The sequence below is a fragment of the Mesorhizobium sp. P3_A8 genome (assembly GCF_056402995.1).
Genome location: NZ_JBFUGI010000017.1, coordinates 58,632 through 72,580, shown reverse-complemented (window position 1 = coordinate 72,580; position 13,949 = coordinate 58,632). Strand labels below are relative to the sequence as shown.

The following is a 13,949-nucleotide window of genomic DNA, read 5'->3' as shown; positions in this document are numbered from 1 at the left end:
CGCCCGCCTCCCGGGCATCTTGCTTCAAATCTTCAAGCCTCCCAGCTCGCCCACTTCTTGCCGATCAGGAAGAACAGCACGTAGATCAGGATGCCGAGCGTCGACAGGATCAGCACCACGGCGAAGAACTGCGGCATCTGGATCATCGACGAATAGGTGGTCAGCCGGTTGCCGAGGCCGAAGCCACCGCCGACCATCTCGGCGCCGACGGCGGTCAGCAGGCCGAAGATCGCGCCGATCATCAGCCCGACCAGGATCATCGGCAGCGCCATCGGCGCGCGGATCTTCCAGAAGATCTGCAAGGTGCTGGCGCCATAGGACCGCGCCAGCGCGATCTTGGCGCTGTCGACGCGGCGAAAGCCGGTGGCGGCGTTGATCATCACCATCGGCCCGGCGGCCAGCGCCACCGCGATGATGCGTGGCGTGTAGCCGAAGCCGAAGCGCAGGATGAGCAGCGGCACCAGCGCCAGCATCGGCGTGGTGACCAGAAGCAGAATGTAGGGCGCGACGATCTTTTCCGCGAACGGGAACTGGGTGATGACGGCGGCCAGCACCAGCCCGACGACGGCGCCGATGGCAAAGCCGGACACCAGCTCGACCAGCGTGTAGCCGAGATGCGGCGCGATCAGCGGGAACTCGTCGAACAGCGCATAGGCGATCGAGCTCGGCGGCGGCATGATGTAGAGCGGCACATGGAACAGCCGCAAGGCCAGTTCGATGCCGCCGATGATGACCACGGCGACGGCGATGATCGCCGCCACTTCCTTGCCAGACTTGATGCCGGGGCCGCTGGCGAAGGCCGACAGATTGGTCAGGCTGACATCCTTGCCATCACCGGACTTGGCACCCGATTTGGATTTGGAAAATTCCGGGATGGCATCGCTCACGGCCTGATCCTCACGATCTCGGCGCTGGTGCGCTCCGGCGCCGTCGGTCTGGTACGCTCGCCGACAATGTCCATCTTGATCCGGTTGGTGAGGTCGAAGACCTCCTTGGTCGCCATGATCTCCAGCGAACGCGGCCGTGGAAACGGCACGCGGTATTCCTTGGCGACGCGCCCCGGCCGCGCACTCAGCACCACCACGCGATCCGAGAGAAAAATCGCTTCCTCGATGCTGTGGGTGATGAAGACGATGGTGGTCTTGGTGTCGAGCCAGATCTCCTCGACCAGCCGGTTCATCTCCTCGCGCGTAAAGCTGTCGAGCGCGCCGAACGGCTCGTCCATCAACAGCACCGAGGGTTTTAGGGCCAGCGCCCGCACGATCGCCGCGCGCTGCTGCATGCCACCCGACAGCTCGCGCGGGAATTTTCCACCGAAGCCGTCGAGCCCCACCCGATTGAGCAGATGCGCGATCCAGGCACGATCCGGCTTCTCGCCCTTGATCTCGAAGGGAAAGCGGATGTTGGCATCGAGATTGCGCCAGGGCAGGAGGTTCGCCTCCTGGAAGACGATGCCGATATCGGGATGCGGGCCGGTGATGGCCTTGCCGTCGAGCCTTATCTCGCCGCTGGTCAGGCTGTGCAGGCCCGACATCGACCACAAAAGCGTGGTCTTGCCGCAGCCTGACGGGCCGACGATGGAGACGATTTCATTGGCTCTGACATCGAGGCTGCAGCGGTCCAGCGCCAGCAGGTCGCCAGACGCCGTGTGATAGATCTTGGTCGCTGCCTGCACGCCAAGCTTCGGCGGTGTTATCTCGCCCGCGTTCATCCGCCCCTCGGAGATTGCGTGATGATCCAGTAGGTCATCAGACTGCCAGAAATCAGTCTGTAACTATCCTACTTTGCTGTCAAGCGCTCGCGGTGGTACCCTTACCATCAAAATCCCAGATTAGGATTACTGCATTGTTTTTATGATGTTTTCTCTGCCTTGAAATGCGTGTTGCTTTCCTACATACTCTGGAAAGAGAGGCGGACATACCCTCGCGGCACGCAGCGGTTGCAGCGTGACCCGACGCATGGAACGACAGCGTGCAACCATGATAAGAGGTCAGGTCAAAAGGGCAGGGGAGACCGACTTCATGACCGAAGCTGACAGCCAGGAAGAACCTGTTGCAAGCCACGATCCGGAGGGACGCGACCTCAGGCGCATTCCCGACATCATCTCGCTGGTCAAGGATTCCTACGCGGAATTGAGCCCGGCCGAACGCCGCGTCGCCGATGTCGTGCTCGACGATGTCAAATACGCCGTCGACGCCTCCAATGCGGCGATTGCCGAACGCGCCGGAGTGAGCGAGCCGACGGTGACCCGGTTCTGCCGCGCCATTGGCTGCGAGGGCGTGCGCGACTTCAAGCTGAAGCTGGCGCAAAGCCTCGTCGTCGGCGCGCTCTATCTGGCCAAGTCGCCGGCCGTCAGCAACGACAATGGCATGCCGTTCTGGAACGCCGTGTTCGGCGAGGCCCGCCGGGCCTTGCAGGAGGCCGAACGGCAGATTGATCCGGGTGAGTTGCAGAAGGCCGCCGAGTTGATCGCCAAGGCGCGGCAGGTGACCGTCTTCGGCCTCGGCGGCAGTTCCTCGGCGCTGGCGCAGGAAACCCAGTACCGACTGTTTCGCTACGGCATATCCGTAAGCGCCCAGTGCGACCCCTATCTGATGCGCATGACCGCCTCGACCTTGAAGCCCGGCGACCTGGTGATCGCCATTTCGGCGACCGGGCGCACACGCGAAGTGATCGAGGCCGTCGAGCTCGCAAAACACTACCGCGCCAACGCGATAGCCGTGACCGCGCCCGACACCGATCTCGCCCGTGCCTGCGATGTCCGCCTGACGGTGGCGGTGCCGGAATATCCCGACACGCTGAAGCCGACGGCGTCACGCTATGCCTTCCTGGCGGCGATCGACCTGTTGGCGGTGGCCTCCGCCTACAAGCTCGACGGCTCGGCGCGCGAGACCGTGCGCCGCATCAAATACAACGCCCAGATCCACCGCACCGGCAAGGAGATGGAGCCGCTCGGGGATTAGGGCGCGGTTCTCCCTTCTCCCCTTGTGGGAGAAGGTGGATCGGCGCGCAGCGCCGAGACGGTTGAGGGGTGCGCGAAGGATCGCCGTCGGCGCCAAGCTGGAGCACCCCTCATCCGACCTCGCTTCGCGAGGCCACCTTCTCCCACAAGGAGAGAAGGAAGGACCGCGCGATGCCAACCTGAAGAAAGAGGGAAAGAATGCTCGAGATCGCACCGACGAAACAGGCAGCCGCATGGCTCGAATCCCTGGCGCAGGCACTCGCATCCGGCGACGTCGCCGCGGCAAGCAACCTGTTCGTCGACGATTGCTACTGGCGCGATCTGCTGACTTTCACCTGGAACGTCACCACGATGGAAGGCCGCGAGGCCATCGCCGCCATGCTCAAGTCGACGCTGGCGACGACCAGGCCAACGGCATGGCAACTCACCGGCGAAGCAACCGTGGACGAAGGCACCATCGAGGCCTGGTTCACATTCGAAACCGCCGTGGCCTCGGGCCAAGGCATCATGCGCCTGCGCGATGGCCGTTGCCGGACATTGTTCACGGCGATGGCCGACCTTAAGGGGTTCGAGGAGCGCAAGGGGGCGGAACGGCCGCTCGGCGTGCGCCACAAGGCCGACCCCGAACGCGAGACCTGGTCGGAAGCGCGGGCGCGCGAGACGCGTGACCTCGGCGCCTCGGAGCAGCCCTATTGCCTGGTCATCGGCGGCGGCCAGGGCGGCATCATGCTCGGCGCGCGGCTCAGACAGCTCGGCGTGCCGACCATCGTCATCGAGAAGAACGCAAGGCCGGGCGATTCCTGGCGCAACCGCTACCGCACGCTCGTGCTGCACGACCCGGTCTGGTACGACCATCTGCCCTACATCCCGTTTCCGGAAAACTGGCCCATCTTCACGCCGAAGGACAAGATGGGCGACTGGCTGGAAATGTACACGCGCGTCATGGAGCTCAACTACTGGGTCGCCACCAAATGCCTCAGCGCTTCCTATGATGAAGCCGAGAAGGAATGGACCGTGGTGGTCGACCGCGTCGGCCGGCAGATCACGCTGAAGCCGAAACACATCGTCTTCGCCACCGGTGCCTATGGCCCGCCGCGAAAGATCGACCTGGCCGGCGCCGACCAGTTCAAGGGCGAATTGCTGCATTCCAGCCAATATGCCAGCGGCGACAAATTCCGCGGCAAGAAGGTGGCCGTCATCGGTGCGGCAAGCTCGGGTCATGACGTCTGCGTCGATCTCTGGGAAAGCGGCGCTGACGTCACCATGATCCAGCGTTCGCCGACGACCGTGGTCAAGTCCAGCACGCTGATGGAAGTCGGCTTCGAGATCTTTTCGGAGAACGCGCTGGCGCGCGGCATCACCACCGAAAAGGCCGACATGATCGTCGCCTCGACACCGTTCGCGCTGGTGCCCAAGGGCCAGCGCGCGCTGTACGACGTCATCCGGGCGCGCGACGCGGCCTTCTACGAACGGCTCAGCGCCTCCGGCTTCGCCATAGATTTCGGCGACGACGAAACCGGCCTGTTGATGAAAGCCTACCGCACCGGCTCCGGCTACTACATCGACGTCGGTGCTTCCGACCTGATCATCGACGGCAAGATCGGCATCCGCAGCGGCGTCGCCATCAAGTCGCTGACGGCGAAGGGCATATTGTTCGAGGACGGCAGCGAACTCGAGGCCGATGCCATCATCGCCTGCACCGGCTACCAGTCGATGAACGAGAATGTCGCGGCACTCGTCTCCCGCGAGGTCGCCGACAAGGTCGGTCCGTGCTGGGGTCTCGGCTCCGGCGTCAAGGGCGATCTCGGCCCCTGGCAAGGCGAATTGCGCAACATGTGGAAGCCGACGGCGCAGGAAGCGCTGTGGTTCCACGGCGGCAATCTGGCGCTGTCGCGGTTTTACTCCAAATATGTGGCGCTACAGATCAAGGCGCGGATGGAAGGTATCGAGACGCCGGTTTACGGGGCGGTCAGCAACGCCGGATAAGGTTCGACCCCCACTCCGTCGAGCTTCGCTCGCCACCTCTCCCCCGATCGACGCTACGTTATGCACACATCTTCTGTGACTGGCGTGACTTATCGGCGCGAGGCTTGATTGCCACGTGGTTCCCCCAATCCGTCGCTGCTTCGCAGCGCCACCTTTCCCCCCTCCGGAGGGAAAGGAAGGGAGCGTTGCTGGACCAGCGTTGACGGCAAAAAAAGCCTGGCGCCTTTCCTCTACCCCGTCGATCGGGGGAGAGGTGGCTCGGCGAAGCCGAGACGGAGTGGGGGTCGACCAGCGCCGCAAACGCGCAGCCGAAAGACAGGCCTGCCGGTACTTTCCCCCTCGAGGGGGAACGGCTAATCGGGCCACTACTCGAAACTACTTGCGCACTTTTCAGATGCGGTGAGTAGTCTCCCTGTATTGCCTGGCATTCGGGGGAGGGAAGCCGGTGGGACTGCTGAGAGGGCTTCGCATAAAGCTGGGACTGAAGAAGGACCCGTTGCCGCCACTGCCTGGCGTCGAGATCGGTCGCCATACCTATGGGCTCACCAAGGAATCGTTCTTCGTTCCGCACGAAAACGTGCCGGTGCGGATCGGGTCGTTCTGTTCGGTTGGCCCGGGTGTTCTCTTCATCTGCGCGGCCGAGCACCGCATCGACACCGCGACCACCTTTCCGATTAAGTTTGTGAACGGAAAGATCCGCAATGCGCCCGGCACAGTCGGCAAGGGGCCGATCACGGTCGGCCATGACGTCTGGATCGGTGCCCGCACCACTATCCTTGGCGGCGTCACCATCGGCAACGGCGCGGTCATCGGCGCCGGCAGCATCGTCACCAGGGACATTCCACCCTATGCCGTCGCGGTCGGCAACCCGGCCCGCGTCATCCGCTACCGATTCAAGCCCGAAATCGTCGAGCGGCTGCAGGCGTTGGAGTGGTGGAACTGGAGCGATGACCTGATTCGCGAGCGCGTCGAGCTTTTGACGACCACTGGGGTCGAGCAGTTCTTGAGCGCGATGGGGCCGGCGTAACCACGCCGGCACTCCGCTCAATCGTGACGATGCCCGAAATGCCTGGCGGCAACCTCGACATGCGTATGGTCGGCATGCGCTTCGAAACGCTCCGTCTCGCTCAAATCGTTCGCCGCCTCGTTCGGCCACCAGGTGCCGCCGATGACGATGCCTTCCGACACCAGCCGCTGATCGGCGACCAGCGCAGCGCCGACCGCATCGACGAAGGTGAAACGGCCGGACTTCTGGCGGAGCACGGCGACATCGCCGACGGTACCGACCGCCAGCGTGCCGAGGTCCGGCCTTGCGATCGCATGTGCAGGCCCTTGCGTCGCCGCGCGCAAAACCTCGACCAGCGGCATGCCGAGCGCGATCAGCTTCGACATGCAGACCAGAATGTCGAAGGCCGGCCCGTCGACGCAGTAGAGGTGGACGTCGCTCGAGATCACATCGGGCGCCAGCCCTTCGGCGAGCATCGCGCGCGCCACCTCGAAGTCGAACGAACCCATGCCATGGCCGAGATCGAAGATGACGCCGCGCTCGCGTGCCAGCCGCATGTCGGGGCGCACCGCGCCGGAGGCGAAGACCGGCGCGTTGGGAAACGGCCGGAAGCAATGGGTGAGGATATCGCCCCGGCGCAGGCGCGGCAGCACTTCGGAACGGCCGGGCGGCGGCTCGTCAATATGCGCCATCAGCGGCAGGCCGGCTTTGTCGGCCGCCTCCAGCGCCAGATCGACCGGCGCGATGCCGCTGGTGCCGCCGGCATGCTTGCCGGAGCGGACTTTCACGCCGACGACGACATCGGCGTGCTCGCGCACTGCTGCCACCACCTCGCGCGGCTCGCAGAGCCTGAGATCGCTGCATTCACCGACCGACACCGTCTGCGAGAAGCCGAAAATGCCGGCAAAGGAAATGTTGACATAGGCCAGGATGCGCACCTTCGAGCGCTCCATGACATGGCGGCGGAAGCCGAGGAAATTGCCGGCGCCCGCACTGCCGGCATCGATGAAGGTGGTGGTGCCGCTCTTGGCCGCCAGCCGGTCGGCGTCGACGCCGAGCGAGGTGCCGCCCCAATAGACGTGGCTGTGCAGGTCGACGAGGCCGGGCGCGACGATGCAGCCCGTCGCGTCGACAATTTTGGCGGCGCTGGTCACGGGAATATCGGCGTCGATCGCAGCGACCCGGCCATTGGCGATGGCGACATCGCGCGGCGCGTCGATGCCGGACGCCGGATCGATCAGCCTTCCACCCTTCAGCAGGAGGTCGAATTGCATGGGGGAAACCTCCGCTTCGTTATCGCTTGTCAGACCGGCCTGTACGCGACCGCCTCGACTTCGATCTTGATGTCGATCATCAGCCGCGATTCGACCGTGGTGCGGGCCGGTGGGTTCTTCGGGAAGTGCCGGGCGTAAACCGCGTTGAAAGCGCCGAAATCGCGCGCGTCCTCCAGCCACACCGTGGTCTTCACCACATCGTCCAATGTGCAGCCGGCAAGCGCCAGCGCCGCCTTCACATTGGCGAGCACTTGTTCGGTCTGTTCCGTAATGCCGCCCTTGACCACGATGCCGTCGCTGCCGACCGGAACCTGGCCCGAGACAAAGACAAAGTCGCCGGCCCGCACGGCGGGCGACAGCGGCACATGGGATGTTCCAAAAGTTTGTTTGGGCAAGGGATTGCCTCCTCTGAGTATGCGTCAGGGCGCCAAGGCGGCGCCCGCTTCGGCGCAGATTTACCGCGATCGGGGCGGTCCCGATAGGGCCCTTGTTGGAAAGCAACATTCTTCGAAATCCGCGTTGCTTTATTACAAGAGCGCTTGCATCGTGCGCGCCTGCCGGACGGCTTCCAGGCCGCGACGGAGATATCCTATGCGAGAGCGGAGAACCCGAGAATGACCTTCGACAAGAACCCGTTTCCACCAGGCGACGCCGACCGCCACGCGCTGTGGGAGATGCTGGTGCGGCGCGACATCGACGCTTTCATCGGCCAGGACTGGTCGATGGTCGAGAACGATTTCGTCGCCGAAAGCTTCTTCGGCATGCATGCGCATTTTCTCGCCAATGCCGACGCCTGGCGGCTGCAATTCCCACGGCTGGAAATCTATCGCGACGAGTGGCTGCGCCAGGCCAAGGAAACGGCGGCGACCGAATTCGCCGAGCCGCTGCGCGAAGCGATTTTTCGCGTCACCAATCTGCGCGACATCGATGTCGACGGCGACCGCGCCGTGCTGCACAAGAAGTTCGACGGTTCCATCGCCAAGGCCGATGGCAGCGTCGACCGGCTCAAATGGCAGACACTGTATTTCTGCAGGAAGGTCGAAGGCAGCTGGAAGATTGCCGGCTTTGTTGGATATATGCCGTATCCGCTGGGAGCCTAGACCCCGGGACCCGGCCCAACCAGCACCGCCGCCCGGTAGGCCGGATTGCCGTACCAGGCCATCCGGTCGAGCTCCGCCGCCATCACGGGCAGGTCGACAACGTCCATCATCTGTTCGAGCCGGTCCGGCTCAATCCAGGGGTCGTTGACGAAATAGATCCCACCGCCATGGCCATGGACGAGCACCCAGTGCGGGCAGGTGTAGCCCATCATCGGCGCCTGATCGATCAGCACCAGCGCCAACAAGCCACGATCAAGCGCCCCTCCGATCTCCTCGATCGCAAAGGCGCGGGGCTCGATCGGCAATGACGCGGCTTCGACGTCGCGCTTGAAACCGGCCTGGACGAAGCTCATCAGCCCGCGCCTTTCCTCCGAGGCGGCGCGGTCGAGGAAGATCGGTTCGGCGCTGCTCATGAACACTGCGGTCCGCAGCCCGCGCCGGTGCGCCGCCAGCGCCAGGCCGTAGGGATCGCAGCCGCCCGGCCCGCTCGGGCCGATGATGGTGGTGGCTTCACGCCAGAGCTCGACCTCCAGCGCCCGGTCCGGCCGCAAGTCGGGGTCGAGGCCGGCCATCGCCATGGCCAACGCCGACGGCCCGCAAGTAAAGCCCGCCGTCTGCGGCCAGGACGGTGGTATCCGCTCCTGCCAACGGGTCGGCTCGATGCCGATCCAGCGTTGCAGAAAGCCGTCGCGGCGCTCCCATTGGCCGCCGATGCGCAGCACCGTGTCCTCGTCGGCACGCAGGCAGAGCAGATCTTGCGCAAGCGCCTCCTTCTCCAGCGCCTCCAGCAGGCGCGAGCCGCTGATGAAGCTGGAGGCGGGCCAGAACAGTGCGATGCGCATCATCGCGGCCGCCGGCCGGCGCTGGCCGATCACGATCGCCTCGGCGCGGCCGTCGCGGTATTGCGCCACGCCGGTGACGCCAACGATTTTTTGCAAGGCGGCCAGGCGATCGCCGACCTCGGCCGGCACCGCCGCCATCAGGTCCGCCCAGGCGGAAGCGTCTTCGGCTGTGAAGACTGTCACACTGGCCCTGCCGGCCAGCAGCGAAGCTGGCATGCGGTCATCTCCGTTCAAACCAAGACCGGCCGGGCTTCCGGCAACGTCATGATTTAGCGGCAGCAGGCCTTAATGATCAGTAGAGCGTAATGAAGGCCGGGAACAGCATGCCGGTTTCCCGGAAATACTCGACCAGCTCGATGGCCGGGAAAATGGCGAGGAAATAGAGCCCGTCATAGAAGGTGCGCTTCAGCGCGCGCGGCGAGAATTGCAGCTGGTCATCGTCGCGATAGAGCAGCGGGTTCGGCCAGAACCGCGGCGTCGCCTTGGTATAGGCGGTGTAGGCCGGGCCGAACTTGCCCAGCAGATACTCGGCTTCCTTGCGCGCCGTGACGCGGAAGATGAGAAAACTGGCCACGCCAAGCACTGCCGCCGCCACCAGCGAGCCGTAGAGCAGGCCGATGCCGATCGCGCCGACCGTCGAAAAGAAATAGAGCGGGTTCTGGCTCATCGAAAACGGCCCCGTCGAAACCAGCTCCTCATTCTTCTTGCCGCCGACATAGAGGATGCTCCAGAGCCGGCCGACGACGCAGGCGAGCACCAGGCAGAAGCCGAAGAATTCGAGCGTTTCGTGCCCGTTCGAGCCCTCGGCGAGCGCCGGCTTGGTGAGGAACAGCAGCAGCACCGCCAGCACCGCCGCCGCCCGCACGAAGATCAGCCGCTTGCGCTGCACGAAGGCCTCTGAAACCGGCTTGAGCGAAGCGTAGGTCATTCGTGTTCCCTGGGGCTTGCGGGTTTCGCACTCGGGCACGCCATTGATGGCGGATACAAGGCGCCCGCTTTCTATCAGCGCAACGCGCGAGGTTCGTAAAGCCCTTTTGCGCCAACCACGGCCATCCTTACGAATTTGTATGCCTCGGGACAGGCTGCAGTGAAGTCGCTTGCCTAATGTCGAGATGCCGGATCGCTTCCACCCGGCCGCAACCTCGGGACCTATCCATGCTCGCCCCCAACACGCACCTCGCCGCACCGGACCACAACAGGGTGCCGGAGGTCACGCTCGGTTTCTGGCTGATCAAGCTGATGGCGGTCACCATGGGTGAGACGGCGGCCGACTATATCGCCGTCAATCTCGGGCTCGGGCTGACCGTCACCTCGCTGATCATGACCGGCGTGCTGATCGTCGCCCTTGTCCTGCAGTTCGCACAGAAACGCTACGTGCCCTGGGCCTACTGGCTGGCGGTGGTGCTGATCAGCGTCGTCGGCACGCTGATCACCGACAACCTCGTCGACAATTTCGGCGTGCGCCTGCAGACGACGACGATCGCCTTCTCGGTTGCACTCGCAGCGACGTTCGCGGTCTGGTACGCCAGCGAGCGGACGCTGTCGATCCACACCATCTTCACCACCCGCCGCGAGATCTTCTACTGGCTGGCGATCCTCTTCACCTTCTCGCTCGGCACCGCCGCCGGCGACCTCGTCGCCGAGAGTTTTGATATGGGTTATCTGGCGACCGGACTGCTGTTCGGCGGCGTCATCGCGCTGATTGCGCTTGCCTACTGGCTGCTGCATCTCGACGCCATCCTGGCCTTCTGGCTCGCCTATATCCTGACGCGGCCGCTCGGCGCCTCCTTCGGCGATTTTCTGTCGCAGCCGGCCGAACAGGGCGGCCTCGGCTTCGGCAGCACCTTCACCAGCCTGATCTTCCTCGGCTGCATCATCGCGCTCGTTCTCTACATGACGATGAAGAAAAACGCTGACGACATCGACGAGATCCTGCTGGAGTCGGATTGAACCTTGATTTCGTCATCCTAGGAACGGGCCCATGCCGGTGGTAGCGTGTGCCGGATATCGGCGATCAACCGGAACAGCGATGCGACTTCTTCTTGTCGAGGACGACCACAGGACGGCGGACTATATCGTCAGGGGACTGACCGAGGCCGGCCATGTCTGCGACCTCCTGCGCAACGGCCATGACGCGCTTTTCGCCGCAACCAGCGGCAGCTATGACGTGATCGTCGCCGACCGGATGATCCCGGGTCTCGATGGCCTGTCGATGGTCAAGGCGGTCCGCGCGGCCGGTGTGCGCACCCCGGCGATCTTTCTCACCTCCATCGGCGGCATCGATGACCGCGTCGAGGGCCTCGAGGCCGGCGGCGACGACTATCTGGTCAAGCCCTTCGCTTTTTCCGAGCTGCTTGCCCGCATCCATGCGCTCGGCCGCCGGCCGGCGGCGCAAGAGCAGAAGACCGTGTTGCGGGTTGGCGACCTCGAAATGGACCTGATCATGCGGCGCGTCACGCGCCAGGGCCAGCCGATCGACCTGCAGCCGCGCGAATTCAGCCTGCTCGAGGTGCTGATGCGCGGCGAAGGCCGTGTCATCACCCGCACCATGCTCTTGGAGCGTGTCTGGGATTTTCATTTCGATCCCAAGACCAGCGTCGTCGAGACCCATATCAGCCGGCTGCGGGCCAAGATCGACAAGCCGTTCGAGACCCAGCTCATCCACACCGTCCGCAACACCGGCTACAGCCTGCACGCACCGCTCGCGCCATGACCGGAACATGGTCTCGCCTGCTGCGCAGCACGCCGTTCCGGCTCGCGCTGACATTCGGCTTTCTGTTCATGCTGGCCTTCGTGCTGTCGGGCGCCATCGTCTATCAGATGATGAGCGCCGATCTTGCCGAACGCCTCGACGACACCATCAAGGAAACCTACGCCGTCGTCGCCGCGACCTACGCCGACAATGATCTCAAGGAACTGGTTGAGACCGTCGAAAGCCACTCCGCGCGCAGCCTGAAGACAGAACAGCTGTTTTCGCTGACCGACGCGACCGGCAACCGGCTGGCCGGCAACTTCACCGCCGCGGGGCTTCCCGACGGGTTCTCGGCGTTCGACGCCGTATTGCCCGGCGTGCCGCCTGATACCGAATACCGCGCCTATTCCGGCGCCATCGGCCCCAACACGCTGACGATCGCCTTCAGCCTGTCCGAGACGGAGGAACTGGAGACGATCATGCTGATGAGCTTCGGCTGGGCAACCCTGATCATCACCGGCCTGGCGGTCACCGGCGGCGCCCTGCTGGCCTCGCGTGTCCAGCACCGGCTCGACGGCATTGCCGCCACCATGGTCGACGTCTCGCATGGCCGGCTCGACACCCGCATTCCGCTGACCGGCAAGGGCGACGACATCGACATCGTCTCCAGCCAGATCAACGCGGCGCTCGACCGCCTGTCGGGCCTGGTCGAAGGCATGAAGCAGGTCAGCGCCAACATCGCGCACGATCTGAAGACGCCGCTCAACCGGCTGCAGATGATCCTGGAGGGTGCGGCCGACAAGGCCGCGCAGGATCGCGACGTTTCCGGCGATCTGGCCGATGCGCGCGCCGAGGGCCATCAGATCAACGAGACCTTCGATGCGCTGCTGCGCATTGCGCAGATCGAGGCCGGAGCCCGCAAGGCGCGGTTCACCGATGTCGACCTCGGCCTGATCCTGCAAACCATCGCCGAGATTTATGCCGACGTGGCCGAGGATGACGGCAAGTCGTTGTCGTCGGTCGAGCTGCATCAGACCGCCGCCCGCATCCATGGCGACCCGGAGCTGCTGACGCAGATGTTCGCCAATCTGGTCGAGAATGCGCTGCGCCATTGCCCGCCCGGCACGACGATCAAACTGTCGGTGGCGCGCCAGGACGATCATGTCCTTGCCGGCGTTGCCGACGATGGACCGGGCATCCCTGCCGACGAACGCGAAAAAGTGTTTCAGCGGCTCTACCGGCTCGACCACAGCCGCTCGACACCAGGCAGCGGCCTCGGCCTCAGCCTGGTCAGGGCCATCGCCGATCTGCACGGGGCGTCGATTGCGTTGGAGGATTGTGAGCCTGGGCTGGCGGTGATGGTGAGCTTTCCGCTGGCGACGGATTAGTTGGCGAAATTACCGGTGCCGACCAATGCCAGCTTGGGTTCCTCGCCCCACGAGAGTGGGGAGAGGTGGCTCGGCGAAGCCGAGACGGAGAGGGGCTGCGCCGACCGCGCCAGTTCGAGTCATTTCGCGCCGAGCCCTACGAAAGCCCCCTCTCCGGCCGCTTCGCGGCCACCTCTCCCCCGCTTTGCGGGGGCGAGGAACCCAAGTTCTGAGAAGCCCGCTCATCTATCAATCCTTGTCGACAAAATGATCGACGACGAGGTCCGTTCGACCCCGTCCATGGCGCCGATCTGGTCGAGCAGCGCGTCGAGGTCGCGGATCGACGGCGCGTCGACGATGACGATCATGTCGAAATTGCCGCTGACTGAGTGCAGCGTCCGCACCGGCGGCAGCGCCTGCAAGGCCCGCACCACCTTGTCGGCAAGCTTGGGTGTGACGGTGAGCAGCACATGCGCCTTGACCAGCCCCTGTTCATAGTCGGCGGAAAGCTTGACGCCGTAACCCGATATGATACCGCGCTGTTCCAGCCGCTCGATCCGGCTCTGCACCGTCGTGCGCGAGACGCCGAGCTGTCGCGCCAGTTCGGCCGTCGAAGCGCGGGCGTTGGAACGCAGCAGGGAAAGCAGCGCCTGTTCGGCTTCACTGAGCATTTCGACGAATCCTTTCGGCAAATTGCGCAATCAGAGTTTCATTTCGCAC

The 13,949-nt window shown here is 64.3% G+C and carries 14 protein-coding genes; 7 read left to right on the top strand and 7 right to left on the bottom strand.

The genetic code is table 11. From position 1 onward, the window contains the following. Positions 1–32: 32 nt before the first annotated feature. Both AC1DX4_RS30885 and AC1DX4_RS30880 read right to left on the bottom strand, forming a co-directional pair. The gene (locus AC1DX4_RS30885) at positions 33–887 is read right to left on the bottom strand and encodes an ABC transporter permease (RefSeq protein ID WP_477223920.1); all 855 of its coding nucleotides are present in this window, start codon (positions 885–887) and stop codon (positions 33–35) included. Beyond that, a complete protein-coding gene (locus tag AC1DX4_RS30880) occupies positions 884–1,711 on the bottom strand; it encodes an ABC transporter ATP-binding protein (protein ID WP_477223919.1) in 828 nt (275 codons plus the stop codon). Before AC1DX4_RS30880 ends, AC1DX4_RS30885 begins: the two co-directional genes overlap by 4 nt. A 310-nt stretch (positions 1,712–2,021) precedes the next feature. Between AC1DX4_RS30880 and AC1DX4_RS30875 the strand changes: the two genes are divergently transcribed. From AC1DX4_RS30875 to AC1DX4_RS30865, 3 genes are all read left to right on the top strand, one after another. Beyond that, positions 2,022–2,963, top strand: a complete 942-nt coding sequence (locus tag AC1DX4_RS30875; RefSeq protein WP_477223918.1) for a MurR/RpiR family transcriptional regulator — start codon at positions 2,022–2,024, stop codon at positions 2,961–2,963. A 197-nt stretch (positions 2,964–3,160) separates the two neighbouring features. After that, positions 3,161–4,948, top strand: a complete 1,788-nt coding sequence (locus AC1DX4_RS30870; RefSeq protein WP_477223917.1) for an NAD(P)-binding domain-containing protein — start codon at positions 3,161–3,163, stop codon at positions 4,946–4,948. Positions 4,949–5,393: 445 nt separating this feature from the next. Next, positions 5,394–5,975, top strand: coding sequence for a CatB-related O-acetyltransferase (locus AC1DX4_RS30865; RefSeq protein ID WP_477223916.1), 582 nt, complete (start codon positions 5,394–5,396; stop codon positions 5,973–5,975). A gap of 17 nt (positions 5,976–5,992) precedes the next feature. Here the strand turns inward: AC1DX4_RS30865 and AC1DX4_RS30860 are convergent, their stop codons facing one another. Together AC1DX4_RS30860 and AC1DX4_RS30855 are read right to left on the bottom strand one after the other, a co-directional pair. Continuing rightward, a complete protein-coding gene (locus AC1DX4_RS30860; protein WP_477223915.1) occupies positions 5,993–7,228 on the bottom strand; it encodes an amidohydrolase/deacetylase family metallohydrolase in 1,236 nt (411 codons plus the stop codon). Positions 7,229–7,257: 29 nt separating this feature from the next. Then, a complete protein-coding gene (locus tag AC1DX4_RS30855; protein ID WP_027046070.1) occupies positions 7,258–7,623 on the bottom strand; it encodes a RidA family protein in 366 nt (121 codons plus the stop codon). A 219-nt stretch (positions 7,624–7,842) separates the two neighbouring features. Between AC1DX4_RS30855 and AC1DX4_RS30850 the strand changes: the two genes are divergently transcribed. Continuing rightward, positions 7,843–8,328 (top strand): hypothetical protein, encoded by a 486-nt coding sequence (locus tag AC1DX4_RS30850; protein WP_477223914.1) that lies wholly within the window; start codon positions 7,843–7,845, stop codon positions 8,326–8,328. On the opposite strand, the gene AC1DX4_RS30845 is transcribed toward AC1DX4_RS30850, so the two are convergent. Beyond that, positions 8,325–9,386: a peptidase C39 family protein gene (locus AC1DX4_RS30845; RefSeq protein WP_477223913.1), complete on the bottom strand. Its 1,062-nt coding sequence runs from the start codon at positions 9,384–9,386 to the stop codon at positions 8,325–8,327. The two genes, AC1DX4_RS30850 and AC1DX4_RS30845, sit on opposite strands and share 4 nt — an antisense overlap. Before the next feature lie 76 nt (positions 9,387–9,462). After that, on the bottom strand, positions 9,463–10,098 hold the full coding sequence (locus AC1DX4_RS30840) for a methyltransferase family protein (RefSeq protein ID WP_477223912.1): 636 nt from the start codon (positions 10,096–10,098) through the stop codon (positions 9,463–9,465). Between the two features lie 227 nt (positions 10,099–10,325). Here AC1DX4_RS30840 and AC1DX4_RS30835 point away from each other — a divergent pair, with 227 nt between their 5' ends. The 3 genes from AC1DX4_RS30835 to AC1DX4_RS30825 all read left to right on the top strand — a co-directional run bounded on the left by AC1DX4_RS30835 (position 10,326) and on the right by AC1DX4_RS30825 (position 13,250). Continuing rightward, entirely contained in the window at positions 10,326–11,120 is a 795-nt protein-coding gene (locus tag AC1DX4_RS30835; protein WP_477223911.1) for a COG4705 family protein, read from the top strand. A 79-nt stretch (positions 11,121–11,199) separates the two neighbouring features. Next, positions 11,200–11,883, top strand: a complete 684-nt coding sequence (locus AC1DX4_RS30830; RefSeq protein WP_477223910.1) for a winged helix-turn-helix domain-containing protein — start codon at positions 11,200–11,202, stop codon at positions 11,881–11,883. Beyond that, positions 11,880–13,250 (top strand): sensor histidine kinase, encoded by a 1,371-nt coding sequence (locus AC1DX4_RS30825; protein WP_477223909.1) that lies wholly within the window; start codon positions 11,880–11,882, stop codon positions 13,248–13,250. Before AC1DX4_RS30830 ends, AC1DX4_RS30825 begins: the two co-directional genes overlap by 4 nt. 221 nt (positions 13,251–13,471) lie before the next feature. On the opposite strand, the gene AC1DX4_RS30820 is transcribed toward AC1DX4_RS30825, so the two are convergent. Next, positions 13,472–13,900 carry an Lrp/AsnC family transcriptional regulator gene (locus AC1DX4_RS30820; protein WP_183464419.1) on the bottom strand — a complete coding sequence of 143 codons (429 nt, stop codon included), beginning with the start codon at positions 13,898–13,900 and terminating at the stop codon, positions 13,472–13,474. Between the last annotated feature and the right edge of the window lie 49 nt (positions 13,901–13,949).